Below are 20,016 nucleotides of genomic sequence, written 5' to 3'. Positions count from 1 at the left end.
AACAGAGAATCAAATAAGAGTTTGCTTGAATTGTATCTGAAGAAAACGAAAGCTCCTTACTACCAATCTGCAACTTCCATCCTTCAACTGAAATTTGATAACTTTTGGTATTGTAAAGCTCTATGTATTCATATTCTGGTAATCCTTGCGTTGGGCTTTCATCTGCCATGATTTCGTTGATGACAACATCAAATTCATTTGCTGGGGCCAAATATTCAAAGTTAATAGAATCAGAAACCAATGTCGCGCCATCTTTATCAGTGATGTTTAAAACTTCCACTTGATAAATACCTGTCTTTAATTCTGAATTCATAATGATCAGAATTTCACTACCTAAATCAGTGATTGAAAATTTAAAGTCTTTCAATTCTTCACCATCGCAACTAATCTTGAAATTCTCAAGAGTTAATTGTTGATCGACATTAAGTGTTTCGGAAAAAGCTATAAAAATGGAATCTTGTCCACTTATTTGATATGACTTAATAAAAGGAGCCGTGTTTACAGATTGAACTCGAAAATCATCAAACCACAGTTCTCCTGCTCGTGTTGCTGATTCAAAATTAAACTCCAACCCACAATAAAATGCTTCGCTTTTATCTGTAATTTCAGAAGTAAACCCTTCGCATTTGTACCAAGAATTGCTCTCTCCCATTCTATTGTAGGCCAAACCCCAATTACCATTGGCATTATATTCTATCTGAATGGCAATTGCATCATTTTCATTCCAATCAAATTTCGTCTGAGCTAATACTTCTGGGGTTTCCCCATTATTCGTTTTCCAAAGACTTAACATGTCTGTAGAACCTTTTAGATTCACTCCTACAGAATATTTTACCTTAGCTTTGGTTGGATTTTCATCATCCATGCAAAGGTGAAACACAAAATAATTTCCAGAACTCGGATCCCAATCACCATTTCGCAAAACAAAATTCCACCTTGTTATTCCATTCTCACTGCGCCAACTTTCCATCTTCCTAGAGATATAGCTATTTCCAACCTGATTGCTTAAGTTGTGTTTCAGTGATTTACTTCCATGAATTGGTTGATATGTGGAGATTGACCAATCTGAAGAATTTGTAAACTCATCCAAGGAATGTTCTTCAAAATCATAAATAAAGTTTAATAAACTCTGTCCAAGTGCAATACTACAAGAATCTGAACCTAAACTCGAATGAACTCTAAGCTTAAAATCTTCTTTCCCTGAGTACTTAATAGAATTCAAATCAATTGTACCATTAATTAGATTTAGCTCATTATCATGAATCAATTCACCATCCCCCTGAATCAAATCTAAACTAATTGTACCATTATAATCCGTATCAATATTCTGATATTGATCGCAGGCAACAACCTTAAGATTAAATTGTTCTATACTATCCCTAATGAACAAGGGTGACGAAATAGTTCTAAGCCTATCAGCCTCGACATTTAAGCTGAAAGTTGCTGAATTAAAATCCTTAATTAAACTTGTCATTAACTCAGAGCTATTTATTCCTGTTTTCCAAGCTGAACCAGACTGTGGAATAAAAATCTGAAACTCTTTATTGTCCGGCAAGCAGGATTCTTTGAAATATATACCCAATTCAAACTTATGAATTGTTCCATTACTTACACGAAATAAGCCCTTACTTGAATTAAACTTGATTCGTTCATTGTCAATATCGTTGCTGTGCGCTAGAATTTCTCCTTCACTTTTTATTACAGCCCCAGCAATATGTTTTTCCCAATCAAAAGAATTTGAAAGTTCTTTTTTATAGAATATTGCGGTATTGATAAGGGTTGGTAAATTATCGAATGAGGCCGAATCTGCAATTGTAAAATGCAAAACAGTGCTTGCAGTTTCCTCTGTTACAGATAAAGATGTTAACTGATGATTTACAATTTTCTCCCCTTCTATAAGCGTCGAGTTTTGGTCAACACTTGAAATATCTTCAGAAAGAATTGTTTCAAAACCATCTGTTTCTGCCTGAATGGTAAAATGCTCAGCTTTATCATACACCAAATCTATCCAGATTATTTTTCCATTCTCCATAGTTTTCCTCATTCCTGACACCGATTTCAATTCACCTGTTCCAGCAGCCAAACTAATTTCCACCAGCTCAGTAAAATCAGTATCCAAATTTCCCAATTCATCAAGCAATTCTACCTTAATTGTAAACAACTCATTGGGTTTTACAGATTTTGGAACTGAACTAAACTGCATTTGAACAGCTTTCACATCACATTCTAACTTCGGTCCTAAAACTTCATTATCAAACTGGAGTTTTAATCCACTATCCTCCTCTGATACTTCCCAGTTTTCGCTAGATTGTTCTATTCGTAATTGAATCATTTCTTTATCTATACAAGCTCCTTCCTTAAAATATCCAAACAAAGAATAGGAGGCCTCGCTTTCACTATTAATAATTGCATCCGGATCTGATTCTTGAAAAAAGACATCAATTTTGTCCTTTGAAATCTCGAAATCAACATCTAATTCACGATTATTGCGCATAAGATAAAGACCAGCTAAGCTCCTCTTAAAATCGACTTGATTACTTTCTCCACTGGTAATCGGGATTTTCCTAAGAATAGTAGGAGCATCATCATTACCAGAATCCTTTATAGCAAATTCAAACAATTTAAATGCGTCGTTTTTTTGAATAAGTAGAGCTGATAGAAGGCTATTTTCTGGAATCCATGAAGTTGAAACCACTTGAGATTCATATGTATTCTCAATAACAATTTTGTCTGAAATAAGCTCAGGCAAACTTTCTCCAACGACCTTTAACCGAATCGTATCTACAATTTGGTACCTTAAAGAATCAAACATTAAGCTACCTTTCTCTAAGTTTTTACTAAAACCATTAGTTGCTATTAATTCTCCTTTTCCTGAATACAGCGACAAGCTAATTTGTTCCTCTTGATCAGTATCCAGATTCCCAAATTGATCGTTGGCTTCAACTGATAATTGAAACAAGTGATTTCTTACAGCTGATTCAGGAATTCCAGTCACCACCACTTGGGTAGCTTCTACATTTATGGCATGAATGGCAGAACTTATAGTCTCATTACTTTCTGCAAAACCCGATCCACTTGCAAATGTTGAAAATCCCTTTGCAGCTTTTCCTAAAGCCAACTGAAACTTTGATCCATCAACCAATTCATTAGCTGAATTAAGATATGCCCTTAGTTCAAATTCTCTCTTTGAACCATCAGGAATTGATAATTGATCTTCTAAAAAGTCAAAAAATAACGAATCAGAACTTATGCTTACAGCCTGATAATTCACCAAATTGCCTTGCGAGTAAATCCTAACACCTCCTAATTGATTCTCCCAATCAATTCCATTTTCAGGATTAGAATTATAAAACGTCATTCTGGAAATTTTCGTAGGAACACCATCACTTGCTGAACCCGTTTCATCAATTATGAACCGAAAGCAAGGCAAAGCTTCTAACTCTGTATCAACATCCGTGTTAATTGTTAATTCTCCAAGCTGATTCTCAGCTTTCTTTAAAACAGTAAAATTGTCATTTTCAACTACAATAGGATCACCACTAACCACAATATTGTCGAAATAAACTTTATTGCTAGACAATGGATTATTCAATCGAATTACAATTTCAAGTTCACTACCATAAAGTCCATTAATAGATGCCTCTTTACTTCCCCAATTGCCAATATTTTCACCATTTACAGTAAAAAGTTGTTCTGCCCCACCATCAACTTTATAAAACAGTTTTATGTATTTATTTTCATTTGTTGAAGTGCCTGTCTCAGCTGCTAACACAGAGATAGTACAATTGGTATATGAGGAAATATCAATTGCTTTACTCATCCAAACAGCTTCACCATCACAATCAACGGCTTCCAATCTTCCACCACTGGTTTCTACCACTTTAACGTAATCCGAATCATCGGCAAGAGTACAGTTAGTGACATCCAAACTCCAATCAACAACCCCCTCCATATCTACATTTGAACCCCAATAACCTTTATTTAAATCTGCAGCATTTGAGAAGTCTCTTGTCCATATATCTTCTGCATGTAGGTTTGTATTTATCAGTAAAACCAAGAGTATGAACAATTTCTGGGAAAGTGTTTTTTTCATAGGAAATTAACTTTAACTTTGATTTGCTTTTCTGAGTAAAAGCTAATTTAACTATAATCGATTTTATTAACAAGGAATTAAAGCTTTATTATGTTATGAGAATAGCAATTGTAGGAGCTACAGGCCTGGTAGGCCAGAAAATACTGGATGTTCTGGAGGAAAGAAATTTTCCAGTTAGCGATTTATACCCAGTTGCAAGTGAAAGATCTGTGGGTAAAGAAGTTGCATTTAAAGGCAACAAGTACAAAGTTATCAGTATGGAAGATGCAATTAATCTAAAACCACAAATTGCAATTTTCTCAGCAGGTGGCGGTACATCATTAAAATGGGCTCCTGAATTTGCCAAAGTTGGCACTACTGTAGTAGACAATTCTTCTGCTTGGAGAATGGATGAGAACAAAAAATTAGTTGTTCCTGAAATTAATGCTACAGAATTAACAAAAGAGGACAAGATTATTGCCAATCCGAACTGTTCAACAATTCAAATGGTAGTTGCATTAGCTCCTCTTCATAGGAAATACAAGATTGAACGCTTGGTAATTTCAACCTATCAGTCGATTACTGGTACGGGAGTAAAGGCAGTGCAGCAATTTGAGAATGAACGCTTAGGAGTAGATGGAGAGAAAGCCTATCCGCATGAGATAGATAAAAACTGTCTTCCACATTGCGATGTATTTACTGAAAATGGTTACACGAAAGAAGAGATGAAACTGGTTAACGAAACCAGAAAAATTTTGAAGGATGACAGCATCAGAGTTACTGCCACTGCAGTTAGAGTACCAGTTGTTGGAGGTCATAGTGAATCATTAAACATCGAATTTGCCAATGATTTCGATGTTGAAGAAGTTAAACAATTACTAAAAGAAACGGAAGGTGTAATTGTTCAGGATGATCTAGATAATAATGAATACCCAATGCCAAAATATTCGCATGAACGAGACGAAGTATTTGTTGGGCGTATTAGACGTGATTACTCAAATCCAAACAGTTTAAACATGTGGGTTGTTGCCGATAATCTTAGAAAAGGAGCAGCAACCAATGCAGTTCAAATTGCAGAATATTTAGCCAAACAAAAGTTGGTGTAACACAATAAAAAACCCGATGCAAAACATCGGGTTTCTTTTTATATCTTAGTCTTTTAATCCATCAAGTTTGAATAATCCTGATAAAGGAAATCATTGTAAGGGAATCGTGCCGAATGAATTTCTCGAATCACCCCATACACTTTTTCTCTAAATTCTTCAATATTCTGCTTTTCAATTGCCGAAATAAACAAACAAGGAGTATCTCCTTTGGCAATCCACATTTGCTTTAGCTCATCCAAACTATAGTTTTCACGTGTTTTGGGTAACAAATCGTCCTCATCTTTCTTCACATAGGTGAAAGCATCAATTTTATTGAATACCAGGAAAGAAGGCTTCTCTCTGTTATCAATTTCAGCCATGGTTTCGTTTACTACTTTAATATGATCTTCGAAATTAGGATGTGAAATGTCAACAACATGGAGAATAACATCAGCCTCACGTACCTCATCCAAAGTTGACTTAAAAGATTCTACCAAATGGTGAGGCAACTTTCGGATAAATCCAACTGTATCTGCTAATAGAAAAGGAACATTCTGAATTACTACCTTTCGAACTGTAGTATCAAGAGTTGCAAACAATTTGTTTTCGGCAAAAACCTCTGATTTACTAAGCATATTCATTATTGTAGACTTACCCACATTGGTATATCCCACCAAAGCAACACGTACCAATTTTCCGCGATTCTTTCGTTGAGTTGCCTTTTGTTTATCAATCTTCTTTAGATCTTCCTTCAGCTTGGCAATCTTATCTAAGATAATTCTGCGGTCAGTCTCAATCTGGGTTTCCCCAGGACCGCGCATACCAATACCTCCTCGTTGACGCTCTAAGTGAGTCCACATACGGGTCAATCTTGGCAACATATATTGATATTGAGCCAACTCAACCTGAGTCTTTGCATGTGCCGTTTGAGCTCTGCTGGCAAAAATATCCAGAATCAAATTGGTTCTATCCAAAATTTTTCTTTTCAAGATTCTCTCTACATTTCGAAGTTGAGTTGGAGATAATTCATCATCAAAAATCACCATACCAACATCCTCATTGGCTTCCAGATAATCTTGAATTTCCTGAAGTTTTCCAGCTCCAACAAAAGTTTTTGGATTAGGATAATCTAACTTCTGGGTGAACCTTTTTACTGTTTTTGCTCCCGCAGTTAAAGCCAAAAAGTCCAACTCAGCCAAATATTCCTCAACTTCCTGAACAGTCATACTCTTAGACTGATCAATCACTCCGATTAAAACCGCTTTTTCTTGTTCCTTTTTTGTTCTTAGATAGTCTCCCATTTACTTATTTTAGGAATAACAAAAGGCTTTACGCCTCTAATTGATTCTATTTGTTACAACATCAAACTCTCTCAATAATTAGAAAAAGATGAATTGTAAGGCAAAAGTACACAATATTCTGCAATGCTTTCTGAAAGGCACAAAAAAAGAGGTTTCGAAAAATCGAAACCTCTTATATAATTGTATAGTATTGATCTACTGTAATTGGAAGTTGATTGGCACAGTATAAGAAACCTTAACTGGTTTTCCACGCTGCTTTCCTGGCTTCCATTTTGGCATTTTGTTGATTACGCGAATCGCTTCTTTATCCAAAGATGGATCAACTCCACGAACAACGCGAACATTCTCAACACCACCTACCTTATTTACTACGAAAGTAACAAATACACGGCCTGTGATACCATTTTCCTGAGCAATTACAGGATACTTGATAGATCTTGCGATCCATTTCTGTAATTCAAGCTGTCCACCTGGGAATTCAGGCATATCCTCTACAATAACGAATACCTGAGCTTCATCTTCTTCTTCCTCTTCCTCTACTACTTGGATTTCAATTTCTTCATCCATGTCAGCATCCGAGTCTTCAATTTCAAGCTCATCTTCGATCTCTTCATCGTTATCCACGATATCCAATACCTCAGCTACTTTAGGTGCTGGTGGTGGTGGTGGTGGTGGTTTAATCTGTTCCTGTCTGGTAATCGGAATAATCTCCTCCTCAGCTTCCATTTCTTGCTGATCTTGTAAACCTGTAGCTTCTGAGGAATCTACACGCCATTCGAATGCAGCAAAGACAAAAAGCAGAGTCAGCGCCAGACCAATCTCAAGAAAGAGACCTCTCTTATTTTCAAGATCTGCTTTAGGTGACTTCTTAACTTCCATAATCTTCTTTTAATTTTCTTTTAAATTCAGCGTTTAAAAGTAAGTAATTCAATTTTATAATCAAAATTCTATTCTCTGCGAAAATATTTGAGGCATAAAGATATAAAAATAACGAGCAATCAATTTTTTCTAATGGTATTTTTTGATTTTCAACATGTAAGATCCATTGAAAATTTGATAATAATTATAAAAAATGCCCTAATTTGAATATAGATAAACCCACTGTAAATAAATCAACTATAAATTTAGTACATTTTTTTCTTTAAAGCCATTCTAAATTAGATTTTTTAACGAAGAAGAGTGAAAAATCCATATTGTCCGAACTCATCCTACCTATACACACACTATACATTGCTACCAATCAATTGTCTATTGACAAACAATTTTTCGAACTAAAATAGATTCCTCACTCTAAATTCCCTTACGTATAAGAATTAAAAATGTTTGCTTTCAGTAAAAATTCATTATCAAGTAGTTTCGCGTGTTTAATTTTAATTTATATTTGCAAGCGAATTCCTGATCATTAAAATTCGATTTTGGAGCTGTTAATTATTAAAAGGGGGGTTAGCTCAGTTGGCTAGAGCGTTTGACTGGCAGTCAAAAGGTCACCGGTTCGATTCCGGTACTCTCCACCCTCAAATCAAGGCGGTTGTGGCAATTATGCTGTGGCCGCTTTTTCATTTCTAAGTATTTCTACATAAATATTCATAATCTTGTACCAAGTATATGGGATATTGCCTATCGAAAGACCATTCCTGAATGTAACGGGAAAATCAGTAAAACATTAATTAACTTAGCTTTTAACCTTCTTTAACACTTTTTATAATGTCGGTAAAACGGGAATATATACATTTGTAATGTCCTTTCCGAGAGGATTAGGTTTTCATAGATTAAAATGGGTTAGAGTAAAGTCAGGGGTGGTTCCCTGACTTTTTTGTTTTAATCAATATCCTTTTGGCTATTAGAATTTATGAATAGAATATTCCCTAACGCATCATATCCTTTAAAAAGTTCTGATTTTTCATGCTTTAAGCTTTCTCCTCTAAACCCAAGAATTGTTAAACCTGCATCTGCCGATTTTTGATTAATAATTTCGCGAGAAGCAATATTTTCCTGTTCGAGAATAATTTCGATATTCGAGTTGGTGATTGGCAATCTGCCACTAACCACCAATTCATCCAATTGCTTCCTGGTTTCATTAGCCTGATATTCTTTACAAATATTAAATATTTGAATGTCGGCTTTATTCCAATCTGGGTGTCCACCTATGATAAAACTCAACAATATCATAAGATTTGCATTATCAGTATCTGAAGATTTGATCCAAACATGGATATTGTTATTGTAATTGAATTTTCTTCTTGAACTTCCCAAAATACAGAAATCAAAATTTCCAGCTCTTGCAAGTGAGTAATTCTCAATAATAAGATCTAAACGCTCTGGATCTTCCTTATCAAATTCGAAAATCACCATATTATTTTCCATTCCTGCAATTCCTGGCAACTGAATAGCTTGGGCAATGGCAGAAGTATACGATGGTGATATGATGGTATCTACATAAACATGATTCTCAATTTTATCGAAACTGCTTATTAACCTGTCTAATTCCTTTTGTGATTGTTGATAAGTTGCTTTGGAATAATATCCTTCTATTCGGTGTAGATAAGTTCCAAATCCATATTTGTAGGATATCCAGTTTAATAACTTAAATGCCGTATCGCGTTCAAACGAATCTTTCGATATACAAATTGCACTAGGTCGCCATTCTCTTGCCTTTCTTTTACCTGCTTTTTGCAAGAAAACCTGCATGTTTCTATTCAATTGATAAAGAGAATTCAAGAAAATTGATTCCAATCCATTCCTGTGTTTATGATATCGGTTAATAAACAAATAAATCAAACTCATTAAAACAACTGCACTAAATGCGTAAAGCGTATTGATTTTGAACATTACCCAAATGGAAATAAAAAATCCAATAAGCGATAGAAACCATTTTGACTTAAAAGATGGACGATAGCTTGGCGACGATCCAAAATGATTTAAAAAAGAGATTAAACACAAAGCCCCATAAGTAAGCATGAAAAACATGGAAATGATTTCTGCTACAGCATTAACATCGCCCAATGCAACAAAAACGATAGCTATTAAACAAGTTATCAATGATGCATTGATGGGTTCGTTATCTTTTGCTCGACCTTTTGCCAACCAGTTGTTTAATGATTTCGAAGGAAAAGATTTATCTATCGAAAGTGCTTGCAAAGTTCTTGGTGCAACCATTACAGATCCAATTGCAGAAGAAATTGTTGATGCAGCTAATCCAAGTGGAATTACAATAGCACCGCCCAGTGCAATTCTCGACATAATTAACTGATCCCCAACCAAATCTTCACTACTTGCCGATCCTGCCAATTTATATACGATAAAGAAATAAATAATCATTCCTATTAAAGTGGCAGCTGTAGTTCCCAAGGGGATCGATTTTGAAGGATTCTTCAAATCTCCAGATAAGCCCACTCCGGCTGTCATTCCTGTAAATGCTGGGAAAATTATTGCAAATACTATGAAAAAATTGTCTGTATTTCTAAAGTCTGCATTCCATAAATTAAAATCGCTAGTCATGGAATATTCTGTAGATCCTAGAAAAAACAAGGCCAATGAAATAAAAAGAATTGCTACCACAAAATAAAGAGCTTTCACTCCCAGGTTGGCACCTTTTTTCAAGATCAATGCCGAAAGAATTAACATGGCAGGAATACTTACAACTTGCCTGGGTAGATGATATCCATATGTTTCACGTACCCAATTAAAAACTGGCTCAAAAGCTTCGGTAAATGCAATAATGTAAAATGCTACACTTATGGCTTGCGACATAAACAAAGCCAAACCAATGGTAGCTCCAATATTTAAACCGAACGATCTGGATATAATAAAGTATTCCCCTCCTCCCTCAACACGTTTATTGGTTGCAATTTCAGATATTGCAAAAGCGGTAGGTATGGTAACTGCATGTCCTAATAAAATAATAAATATTACTCCCCAGAAACCAACACTTCCTACTGCATAGCCAAATCGTAAAAACAATATGGCACCTAATATTGTAGATATTGCGGTAAAAAAGACTGGAGCAGTTCCAAATTTTTGAGCTGATTGATTTGTCGGCATAGTAAACTTTATATCGTTAGTTTAATAAAAATAGAAAAAAGGATGGAATATTTTATACTTCTTATATTTAGATATTTTTAACAAATAGTTCACCAATACATTGTGATTTAAGTTTTTTATTTGTGTAATTTTATTTTCCACAAAAAGTAGCATGGAAATAACTGACAAACAAAGTTCACCGAAGAAATTATTGCATGGCGTCCGACCAAGTAGGATAATCTATCCTATTTTAATTGGATTGGCAGTAGTTGTGTACATGTTGGTAAAAGAAGTTGATGCCAATACATTCTCCTTAATAGAGTTTACCTGGTATACAGTTTTTTGGCTTTTCATTGCACTTTTAATGATGGTGATTCGAGATTTAGGCTATATGGCTCGATTGAGAATCCTTACCGACAGAAAATTTTCCTGGGGCAAAGCATTTCGCATCATCATGCTTTGGGAGTTTACATCAGCAATCACGCCTTCGGCAATTGGAGGAACTTCGGTTGCCATTCTTTATCTAAACAAAGAGGGACTTAAAGTAGGAAGAAGTTCTGCTGTTGTAATGTCTACATCGTTTTTAGATGAGCTCTATTTTATCATCATGTTTCCATTATTGATTTTACTTTTAAATGTAAAACAATTGTTCATGATAGAATCTCCGGAGCATTCTATCTGGCTCGATTCTTTATTGTATTTCGCACTTGGTGGATATTTGGTGAAACTTGTTTACCTAATCGTGCTTACCTACGGGCTCTTTTGGAATCCAAGAGGCTTAAAATGGCTGCTTTTATGGATATTTAAGCTTCCTGTCCTACGCAAATGGAAACATGGAGCCAATAAGGCAGGCAGTGATATCATAGAAAGTTCAAAAGAACTCAGAAGAAAACCTTTCTTGTTTTGGTTTAAAGCATTTATGGCTACATTCTGGTCTTGGACAGCCAGATATTGGGTAGTCAATGCAATGTTGGTCGCATTTATGTTGGAAGGCTATGGCTTTGCTGATCACATCATGATATTTGCCAGACAATTGGTAATGTGGATCATGATGTTGGTTAGTCCAACTCCTGGTGGTAGTGGGTTTTCAGAGTGGGTATTTACTCAATATCTAGGTGACTTCTTGCCTACTGCAGGATTAGCTGCTAGTATGGCCTTAATTTGGCGCTTAATATCATATTATCCTTATCTGTTTATTGGAGTTTACTTACTTCCCAGATGGATAAATAAGCATTTTAAAAACAATAAATCTTAAATACATCACAAACAATCTATTGAAGATTTTGACAAAAGAAAAATACAATTTCATCAAAACTTTTTCATGTTCTACCATAATGAATAATTAGGTTTCAATTAAAGAATGTAACTTGCTTATAATTAAATCAAGTCACACATTAAAACCTCAATAATTATGAAAAAGTATTTAGTCTTTTTTATCTTATTGGCTACTATTGTTTCATCTTGCTCAGAAGATAATTTTAAAGAGACTGAAAAGCCACAAAAAAAAGATGATGTAATTCAATCGGTTAACATTATCAATAATGCCGCTGATTTAAGTTCTCGTGTTACTTACAGCGATAAATTGGTTATTGTAAACGATATTCCAGCTGGATCAACAAAGTCATTCAAATCAGATTTTGAAATTGATCCAACAAAAAACTATGCCTTTAAATTAAGAGCCGAAGTTGAGGCTCCAAAAGTTAAAGGTGAATATGTTCAAGCAACACACGTTAAAATAGTTGGTGAAATGGCATTTGTAACCTACAACACCAAAGGTCCTGAATACAATGGAGGTGTTGAATTGTTCGATGTAACCGACAAAACAAAGCCAATTCTTCAGGCGCAAGCAATGTTTCACGATGTTGACATTAGTGCTGTAGATTATTACAATGGAAAGCTCTATTTGGCAGGTGCCCATGATCCTGACACTCCAGGGTTTGTATTTGATTCACCAGCAATTCTTATTGAGATGGAACTTAGCCAATCAGGTCAAATCCTATATGTTTCGAACACATATGATATTGCCTCATACGTAGCTACAGATGTTAAGGTTGATGATGATTATATTTATGTAACCAGTGGATCTAACGGAAAACTTACTGTTTTAAATCACAATTTCACTTTAGCTGGATACAAAGATATTAATGATGCCAGATCTGTTGCAATCAATACTGACCATATCTATGTTTTAGAAGGAACAACTCCTCAGTTGCATAAATTCTCTATTACAGATTTATCAGGACCTGAATTTATTGGCCTGAATGGACCTGTTACAGCAGAATCAAAAACAGAAATCGACGTTACAGATGACTTATTGCTTGCTGCTTTGAATGAAGGTGGGCTTGACATCAGAAATTTAGAAGGTGAGCTTATTGAGCATTTCGATAGACCGCCTACACCAGAAGGAAGATTAGATGAAAACTACGTAACCAACTCCGTTGCTTTAAACGAAGAACTGTTATTAATTGGTAATGGTGGTGCTGGACTATATGTAGGTGCTATCATTCCTGAAATAGATGATGAAGTATTACTAATGGGTAGTATGTTTTTTGATGCATCAGTAAATTTTGTTGAATCTAAAGATGAATGCATTTTTGTTGCTGCTGGAACTGGTGGTCTTAAAATTTTAAGCATTGAATTGGATGAAGGTATTCCTGATGACATCATCCCTACTAAACCTTGTCCAACATTAATTGATAACATTGTTGCAATGTTCCCTGCGGGCAAAGATAATCGTGACGATCATTCTGATTTATTTACAGATGAAAGCAAATTGATTCTGAAATTGAAGAAAGAATCGCCTGTGTACCTAACATTTATTGATGAAGGAGCTGGATGGAGAAACTCCTTGGCTTACTATACATACGATGCTGAAAACCCACCAACTGGTGAAGATGAGATTGAACTTCATATGTTATTCCCTAATGTCTCGAAAGAAGGAGAAGGCGGAGGATTAAAATCAGGAGACAGAGTTCAATTGGGTGATGCAGCTTTCCCTGAAAATACAGTTATTGGTTTCTGCCTAGTTGCTAAAGGATGGAAAAATGGTGCAACCACAGATGGCATTTACAAGCACTATACCAATACCGAGTTTAATGAATTTGGAAACCAACAGCATGTTTTGTTCATAGAAAAGAACTGTAAGGATATTGTACTTTGTTTTGAAGACATCAAGCTTCCTGATGGGGATAAGGACTACAACGACATTATATTCGCAGTAACCGATAATGAAGAGGATAATCTAGTTGCAACTGCATTTGATACCGAAAACATTATCGAGAAATAATCACAACCACTTTGTTATGAAGATGCCAGCTCATTTTTGAGTTGGCATTTTTTATCCCAGAAAATGAACCAAAATACTGGCCACTACAAAAAGAATAAACAAAATTTCCTTTACCCAAGAATATCCGCTTAAAACAAAGTAATGACTAACAATAAAAGTAGTGGGTATCAAAAGAAGAAAATATAATTCAGTACCAGCAGAAGAAAAAATAAAATAGTTCCCAATCGCAGTTAAAAAGAATACAAACAAAATCATGAAGTATTTTCTCGAACTGATTTTTTTCTCTTCCACAACATTCGCCATAAATGCAGAAGCAATCAGAACAAAAGCAGCTAACATCCCCCAATATACTTTCTGGAATATTGAATATTCAGCATTAAATTCAAAATTGTATAATGAACTTATAGTCTGAAGTAAGCCCGTCAAATTATCATTAAGGAAATACCAACTTAAAACAACAAATACCGGCAATAAAAAGCCCACCAAACCTGCAAGAATTTCACGAAGTCGAAAATATCCCAAAAATGCCAAAGCTACCCAAAACCAAAATAGGTAAACACCCGAAAAAAGGTAGGTAACTGTAGCCAATCCTATAAACATTCCTGCTTCGAAAGATTTAGCCAAGGTTCTTGATCCGTGATATATTGCAAACACGCAATCAATAGCAAAAAACAGTAAGAAACTAGCCAATAGTGCAGGATGCATTCCATACAATGAAACTGTACCCGTTGCTATTAAAGTAAAAACAAAAGCTGGCAAATCGGTTCTTTGCCTGATAAAAATATATCGTTCGTTTAATCGCACTACCAAAAGCGACAGGAGAATTAAGATGACCGCCCCAACAATGTTTAATGCGATAATGCTGCCCCCAGTAATCTGTTGAAGTAATTCGTAAAGTGGCATTTGATCTTGCCCTGGGGTTAAAGATACTGGAGAAATAAATGCCTTCATCCATAAGAACAGGAGTAAAATTGGCACCAAAAACAGTAACAAATAGTGCCTCCCTTTAAGCGTTTTTAGCAGCATGTATAAATATTTGATTGCAGTTTCCAGACCTACTGAAAACCGCAATAGATTATTTTATAAGTCGAAACCGATATCTCTTCGGTAGTATTTACCTTCAAAATCGATTAATTCAGCATTTTTAAAAGATGATCTCAAAGCTTCTTGGAGATTATCTCCATAAGAGCTAACCGAAATTACTCTCCCACCATTGGTAACAACATCTCCGTTAGAATTTGTTGTACCTGCATGGAAAACGATACTTCCTTCCACTTTTTCAAGATTCTTGATCGCTTTTCCTTTTTCGTAAGCTTCTGGATATCCTCCAGATACCAACATTACAGTTGAAACAGTTCTTGAGTCCATTTCAAAATCAGCCTGATCTAACTCTTGCTTAGATACAGCTTCCATTAATTCCAAAAGATCTGATTTGACTCTAGGCATAATCACTTCTGTTTCCGGATCACCCATTCGTACATTGTACTCGATTACATAAGGATCTCCCTCTACATTCATTAGCCCAATAAATACAAATCCTTTATAGGGGATATTGTCCTTTTGCAGACCTTCAATTGTTGGAGCAATTACACGCTCTTCAACTTTCTGCATAAAATCACCTTTCGCAAATGGAACTGGAGAAATAGCTCCCATTCCACCCGTATTCAAACCGGTATCGCCCTCACCAATTCTTTTGTAATCCTTAGCTTCGGCAAGAGTTCGGTATGATTTACCATCAGTTAAAACAAAAACAGACAATTCAATTCCTGATAAGAATTCTTCGATTACTACACGGTTTCCAGCATCACCGAACATTCCGCCCAGCATCTCTTTCAATGAATTCTTGGCCTCATCAAGATCTTCAATAATCAAAACCCCTTTACCTGCTGCCAAACCATCAGCTTTTAACACATACGGAGCTTTCATTGTCTCAAGAAAAGCCAATCCTTCCTCTAAATTTTCCGTCGTTATACTTTTATAAGCTGCAGTTGGGATATTGTGTCGGAACATGAATTCCTTTGCAAAATCCTTACTTCCCTCTAATTGAGCTCCCAATTTTTCTGGTCCAATCACCGGAATTTCTTTAATCTCCACATCATTTAAAAAGAAATCGTGAATTCCATTCACCAATGGATCTTCAGGACCAACAACCACCATATTGATGTCATTGTCCAAAACAAATTTCTTAATGCCATCAAAATCATTTGGATTAAGATTTACATTTTCTGCTATTTCTGCCGTACCTGCATTTCCAGGTGCAACAAAAAGTTTTTCCAGTTTTTTGCTTTGATTGAATTTCCATGCGAATGCATGCTCTCGGCCTCCAGACCCCAAAAGAAGTACTTTCATGTGTCAAATAAATTGAATATCATCATCAATACTAGTGATAAAGCCTGATCAGTAAAGATGATTTTGTTATAAAATGGTATTGATCGACAGCAAATTTAAGGATTCAATTGCAGTTATCCTGAATGATATGCAATGAATTTGTTTTTTTCTAATGGCAAACACCAAATTCATATCCTTGCGCGTGCAATTCATCGATTAAGCGAGGAATTGTATAGCGCATATTCTTTTCTGATTTTAGATGATTGTGGAAAAGAAGTATTGAACCAGGACGCACTTTTTCCATGACATCTCGATAACATCTCTCAGGAGAAATGTCTTGTCTGTAATCGCCACTCAATACATCCCACATTATGATTTTATAATCGGTTTGCAAGTATCTTGCTTGCGAACGCTTTATCAGTCCATACGGAGGTCGAAATAGCTTAGAATCGATGAATTCAGAAGCCATAATAACATTCTCAACATACTTTTGAGTATTGATATACCATCCTTTAAGGTGATTGTGAGTATGATTGCCTATCGCATGTCCCTCTTCTACAATTCTTCGATACAGATTAGGGTACTTACGAACATTGTCTCCCACGCAAAAAAAAGTTGCTTTTATGCCTTTCTCTTTTAACAAATCCAAGGTCCACATCGTAGATTCTGGAATTGGTCCATCATCAAAGGTCAGATAAACCTTTTTCTCACCTGAATTGTACCTCCACACAAAGTCGGGAAATAACCTTCTGATTATTCCCGGCGCTCTCAACCACCTTAACATCATTATCCCTTCCTATAATTCCCTAACAACCTCTTAAATTCCAATTCAATTTTCTTATTCAGATCTTCTTGTTCATATCGTGCCGTAATTTGATACAGCTCCTGCATCAAATACAAATTTCGGTTTTGCCAACGAGGATATTCTGATGTCGAAACCGGAGTCAGGCTGGCATAATAATCCAACTCTTGCACCAAACGTTCCGAAACCTCTTGCACCAACTGATTTGCCTTTTCATATTCTGCAGCGCGATAGTAAGCTTTTGCAATTAAAACTCCCCAATAATCCAAAGGAACTCTATCATTTGGGATCAACTCCACACACTTATTAAGTGCCATAACAGCCGAATCTCTTTTTCCCTCGTCCATTAAAGTCTCTGCCAATCGCAAATAATTATTGCGCATACTCAAAGTCATTCTCGAACAAGTCTCATCCAAATATACATCTGGATCCTCAATATTTCCCCACCTAAATTTTTCTAGCATGTTGGTATACATTTTCGATCCATTAACTCTACCAACTTGCCCATCTTCGTTTTCTGTTTTTACTGGAACCAATCGATAAGCAAATCCTTCTAATTGAAAATAATTTTCCAACCCGTAATAACCATTCGATGGAACTGTAATTGCAAAATACATTGGTCTTTTCCAATTGTTTTCCAAAAGCATGTTATACAAGGTTAGTCCGGCTTTCTCGATATAATTTCCTTTCATCTCCCACTCCAACTGATCTACAATCAAAGCAGAGTCTTTTTCACTTACTATACCTGTTTTTAGAATTTGTTCTTTGTCAACTACCAATCTGAACTTACTGGCAGGAAAGTGATCAATCCTTTCATCGTAACCATAAATGTTTTTCGTACTTTCTTTATCGCTTAAAACATATTCCAAGGCATCTTTGATATCCAAACCATTGTTCTTCTCTACATAAGCTTTCAATCTTGGATCATCTACCAAATAAACAATATCTCGTTTTCCTTCCAGGTATTTATCTTTTGTCATTGATACTGGAAGTGGTGCCGAATCGTAGTTCTGCTGCTTCATTTGATCGATATACCAATCGGTAGACAGGTAACTCAAATTACATACACGAACATCGGTACGAATGCCTTCTACTTCCTGCAAATACCAAAGTGGGAAAGTATCATTATCGCCCATAGTGAATAAAATGGCATTGGGTTCGCAAGAATTCAAATAATTATAGGCCATATCGCGAGCCAAATATCTTCCCGATCTGTCGTGATCATCCCAATTTTGTTGAGCCATAAGTCCAGGCACAGCAACAAAACAAAGAACAAATACAGCAGGAACTGCAATTTTCTCTGATTTCAGAACCTTCTTGCTAACTTCCAACACAGCTAAAAAGCCCAAACCAATCCAAATGGCAAAAGCATAAAACGATCCTGCATAGGCATAATCCCTTTCGCGAGGTTGCAAAGGAGGTTGATTCAAATACAACACAATGGCAATTCCGGTAAACACAAATAAGAGCATGATCACCCAAAAGTCTTTCTGGCCTGCACTGTTCTTTCGATATTGATAAAGCAACCCTGCAATTCCCAATAAAAATGGCAGGAAATAATACTTGTTACTTCCTCTATTATTTTTCATGTGATCCGGACGAAGAGATTGATCGCCCAATCGCATATTGTCGATAAATGGAATTCCAGATATCCAGTTTCCTTCTACCACTCCTCCATACGACTGTTTATCAGATTGTCTGCCTGCAAAATTCCATAAGAAATAGCGAACATACATGTAATTCACCTGGTATGAGAAGAAGAATTTCAGATTTTGGCCAAAACTCGGTATTTCTTTCTGCTCAGGATTAATACCAGTCCATTTTGCATACTCAACAGGATTCTTTCCTGTCATGCCTTTGGTGTGCATTCTTGGAAAAATGGATTTGTGCGAATCTTTAAAATTTGCCTTTGTTTTCTCAAACGAAACCACATATTTTCCATCCTTCTTGATGTATACATTCTTATCTTTTACAAATCGTTTATTTTCAACCAAAGGTGAATTAAAATACTGCCCATAAATTAATGGTGTATCACCATATTGCTCTCTATTTAAATAGGATAGTAAGGTATGTAAATCTTCAGGGTTGTTCTGATCCAAACTAGGATTTGCATTGGATCGAATCATGATTACTGCATAGGACGAATATCCAATTAACACAACCGCAAATGCCATCAGAATTGTATTGGCAAGAACTTTTTGCTTTTGAATGGTATATCGAACACCCCAAACAATTGCTGCAATTACAGCTAGTATGAATATGATTAAACCAGAATTAAATGGCAATCCAATTACATTTACAAAGAATAAATCAAACAGGAATGCGAGCTTCACAACTCCAGGAATAATTACATACATGGCTCCACCAAGTAAGAGTATCGCCAACCCAAGAGCTTTGATAATTCCATTTCGTGTAGGCGTATAGTTCTTAAAATAGTACACCATTACAATGGCTGGTATCGCCAATAAATTCAACAGGTGAACTCCAATTGACAAACCCATTAGGTAAGCAATCAAAATAATCCATCGGTTGGCATAAGCCTTATCCGACTCATTTTCCCATTTTAAAATACACCAAAATACAACTGCCGTAAATAGCGATGATGTTGCATACACCTCTCCTTCTACTGCCGAAAACCAGAATGTATCTGAAAAAGTATAAGCCATTGCTCCAATAAAACCTGCTCCAATGATCTTCCAAATTTGCATTCCAACAGGTTCTTCTCCATTGGAAACAAGTTTTTTTGCCAAATGAGTTATGGTCCAAAACAAGAAAAGAATTGTAAAGGCACTTACCATGCCCGAAAGTGCATTAATCATGAATGCCACATTTTCAGTTCCCCCGGCAAACAATGCAAAAAACCGTGCCAACAACATAAAAAATGGTGCTCCAGGAGGATGACCAATCTGTAATTTGTATGATGCAGTTATAAACTCTCCGCAATCCCAGAAACTAACAGTAGGTTCAAGGGTTAAGAGGTAAACAATGGCGGCTATTGCAAATGAAAGCCAACCAAAAAGCACATTGATTTTTTGATATTTGTTCATATCAGTCGAAATAAGGGTTTTATTAAATGGTGATTAAGCATCGAAGATACTACTTTCCGAAAAAAGTATTGTTTT

Annotated in this window: 11 protein-coding genes and 1 tRNA gene; 4 read left to right on the top strand and 8 right to left on the bottom strand. The window is 35.7% G+C overall.

What is annotated here, in order from left to right; all coding sequences use genetic code 11:
- Positions 1-4,093, bottom strand: a 4,093-nt coding sequence (locus tag M0051_RS13070) for a lamin tail domain-containing protein (RefSeq protein ID WP_306741958.1), incomplete at its 3' end; no start/stop codon positions are given.
- 95 nt (positions 4,094-4,188) lie between these two features.
- Here M0051_RS13070 and M0051_RS13065 point away from each other — a divergent pair.
- The gene (locus M0051_RS13065) at positions 4,189-5,178 is read left to right on the top strand and encodes an aspartate-semialdehyde dehydrogenase (protein ID WP_306741957.1); all 990 of its coding nucleotides are present in this window, start codon (positions 4,189-4,191) and stop codon (positions 5,176-5,178) included.
- A 53-nt stretch (positions 5,179-5,231) separates the two neighbouring features.
- On the opposite strand, the gene hflX is transcribed toward M0051_RS13065, so the two are convergent.
- Positions 5,232-6,458, bottom strand: coding sequence for a GTPase HflX (hflX, locus tag M0051_RS13060; RefSeq protein ID WP_306741956.1), 1,227 nt, complete (start codon positions 6,456-6,458; stop codon positions 5,232-5,234).
- 195 nt (positions 6,459-6,653) lie between these two features.
- Positions 6,654-7,337 (bottom strand): energy transducer TonB, encoded by a 684-nt coding sequence (locus M0051_RS13055; RefSeq protein ID WP_306741955.1) that lies wholly within the window; start codon positions 7,335-7,337, stop codon positions 6,654-6,656.
- A 558-nt stretch (positions 7,338-7,895) separates the two neighbouring features.
- Between M0051_RS13055 and M0051_RS13050 the strand changes: the two genes are divergently transcribed.
- Positions 7,896-7,969: transfer RNA gene (locus M0051_RS13050), tRNA-Ala, on the top strand.
- A gap of 307 nt (positions 7,970-8,276) precedes the next feature.
- Here M0051_RS13050 and M0051_RS13045 read toward each other — a convergent pair.
- Positions 8,277-10,499 (bottom strand): amino acid permease, encoded by a 2,223-nt coding sequence (locus M0051_RS13045; protein WP_306741954.1) that lies wholly within the window; start codon positions 10,497-10,499, stop codon positions 8,277-8,279.
- A 151-nt stretch (positions 10,500-10,650) separates the two neighbouring features.
- On the opposite strand from M0051_RS13045, the gene M0051_RS13040 reads away from it, so the two are divergent.
- Positions 10,651-11,733 carry a lysylphosphatidylglycerol synthase transmembrane domain-containing protein gene (locus tag M0051_RS13040; protein WP_306741953.1) on the top strand — a complete coding sequence of 361 codons (1,083 nt, stop codon included), beginning with the start codon at positions 10,651-10,653 and terminating at the stop codon, positions 11,731-11,733.
- Between the two features lie 156 nt (positions 11,734-11,889).
- Entirely contained in the window at positions 11,890-13,764 is a 1,875-nt protein-coding gene (locus M0051_RS13035; RefSeq protein WP_306741952.1) for a DUF4114 domain-containing protein, read from the top strand.
- A gap of 51 nt (positions 13,765-13,815) precedes the next feature.
- On the opposite strand, the gene M0051_RS13030 is transcribed toward M0051_RS13035, so the two are convergent.
- The 4 genes from M0051_RS13030 to M0051_RS13015 all read right to left on the bottom strand — a co-directional run bounded on the left by M0051_RS13030 (position 13,816) and on the right by M0051_RS13015 (position 19,941).
- The gene (locus M0051_RS13030; RefSeq protein ID WP_306741951.1) at positions 13,816-14,790 is read right to left on the bottom strand and encodes a hypothetical protein; all 975 of its coding nucleotides are present in this window, start codon (positions 14,788-14,790) and stop codon (positions 13,816-13,818) included.
- 54 nt (positions 14,791-14,844) lie between these two features.
- Positions 14,845-16,113 carry a phosphoribosylamine--glycine ligase gene (gene purD / locus M0051_RS13025; protein ID WP_306741950.1) on the bottom strand — a complete coding sequence of 423 codons (1,269 nt, stop codon included), beginning with the start codon at positions 16,111-16,113 and terminating at the stop codon, positions 14,845-14,847.
- Positions 16,114-16,261: 148 nt separating this feature from the next.
- Positions 16,262-16,879 carry a polysaccharide deacetylase family protein gene (locus M0051_RS13020; RefSeq protein ID WP_306741949.1) on the bottom strand — a complete coding sequence of 206 codons (618 nt, stop codon included), beginning with the start codon at positions 16,877-16,879 and terminating at the stop codon, positions 16,262-16,264.
- Positions 16,879-19,941: a DUF2723 domain-containing protein gene (locus M0051_RS13015; RefSeq protein ID WP_306741948.1), complete on the bottom strand. Its 3,063-nt coding sequence runs from the start codon at positions 19,939-19,941 to the stop codon at positions 16,879-16,881. Before M0051_RS13015 ends, M0051_RS13020 begins: the two co-directional genes overlap by 1 nt.
- Between the last annotated feature and the right edge of the window lie 75 nt (positions 19,942-20,016).

Source organism: Marinifilum sp. D714 (assembly GCF_030851345.1).
Classification (GTDB): domain Bacteria; phylum Bacteroidota; class Bacteroidia; order Bacteroidales; family Marinifilaceae; genus Marinifilum.
Note: the sequence above shows the minus strand (reverse complement) of the source record. Positions and strands in the feature narration are given on the sequence as shown.

Coding starts and splice junctions, on each gene's coding strand:
- M0051_RS13065 (WP_306741957.1), top strand. CDS start 4,189: ATGAGAATAGCAATTGTAGGAGCTACAGGCCTGGTAGGCCAGAAAATA.
- hflX (WP_306741956.1), bottom strand. CDS start 6,458: ATGGGAGACTATCTAAGAACAAAAAAGGAACAAGAAAAAGCGGTTTTA.
- M0051_RS13055 (WP_306741955.1), bottom strand. CDS start 7,337: ATGGAAGTTAAGAAGTCACCTAAAGCAGATCTTGAAAATAAGAGAGGT.
- M0051_RS13045 (WP_306741954.1), bottom strand. CDS start 10,499: ATGCCGACAAATCAATCAGCTCAAAAATTTGGAACTGCTCCAGTCTTT.
- M0051_RS13040 (WP_306741953.1), top strand. CDS start 10,651: ATGGAAATAACTGACAAACAAAGTTCACCGAAGAAATTATTGCATGGC.
- M0051_RS13035 (WP_306741952.1), top strand. CDS start 11,890: ATGAAAAAGTATTTAGTCTTTTTTATCTTATTGGCTACTATTGTTTCA.
- M0051_RS13030 (WP_306741951.1), bottom strand. CDS start 14,790: ATGCTGCTAAAAACGCTTAAAGGGAGGCACTATTTGTTACTGTTTTTG.
- purD (WP_306741950.1), bottom strand. CDS start 16,113: ATGAAAGTACTTCTTTTGGGGTCTGGAGGCCGAGAGCATGCATTCGCA.
- M0051_RS13020 (WP_306741949.1), bottom strand. CDS start 16,879: ATGATGTTAAGGTGGTTGAGAGCGCCGGGAATAATCAGAAGGTTATTT.
- M0051_RS13015 (WP_306741948.1), bottom strand. CDS start 19,941: ATGAACAAATATCAAAAAATCAATGTGCTTTTTGGTTGGCTTTCATTT.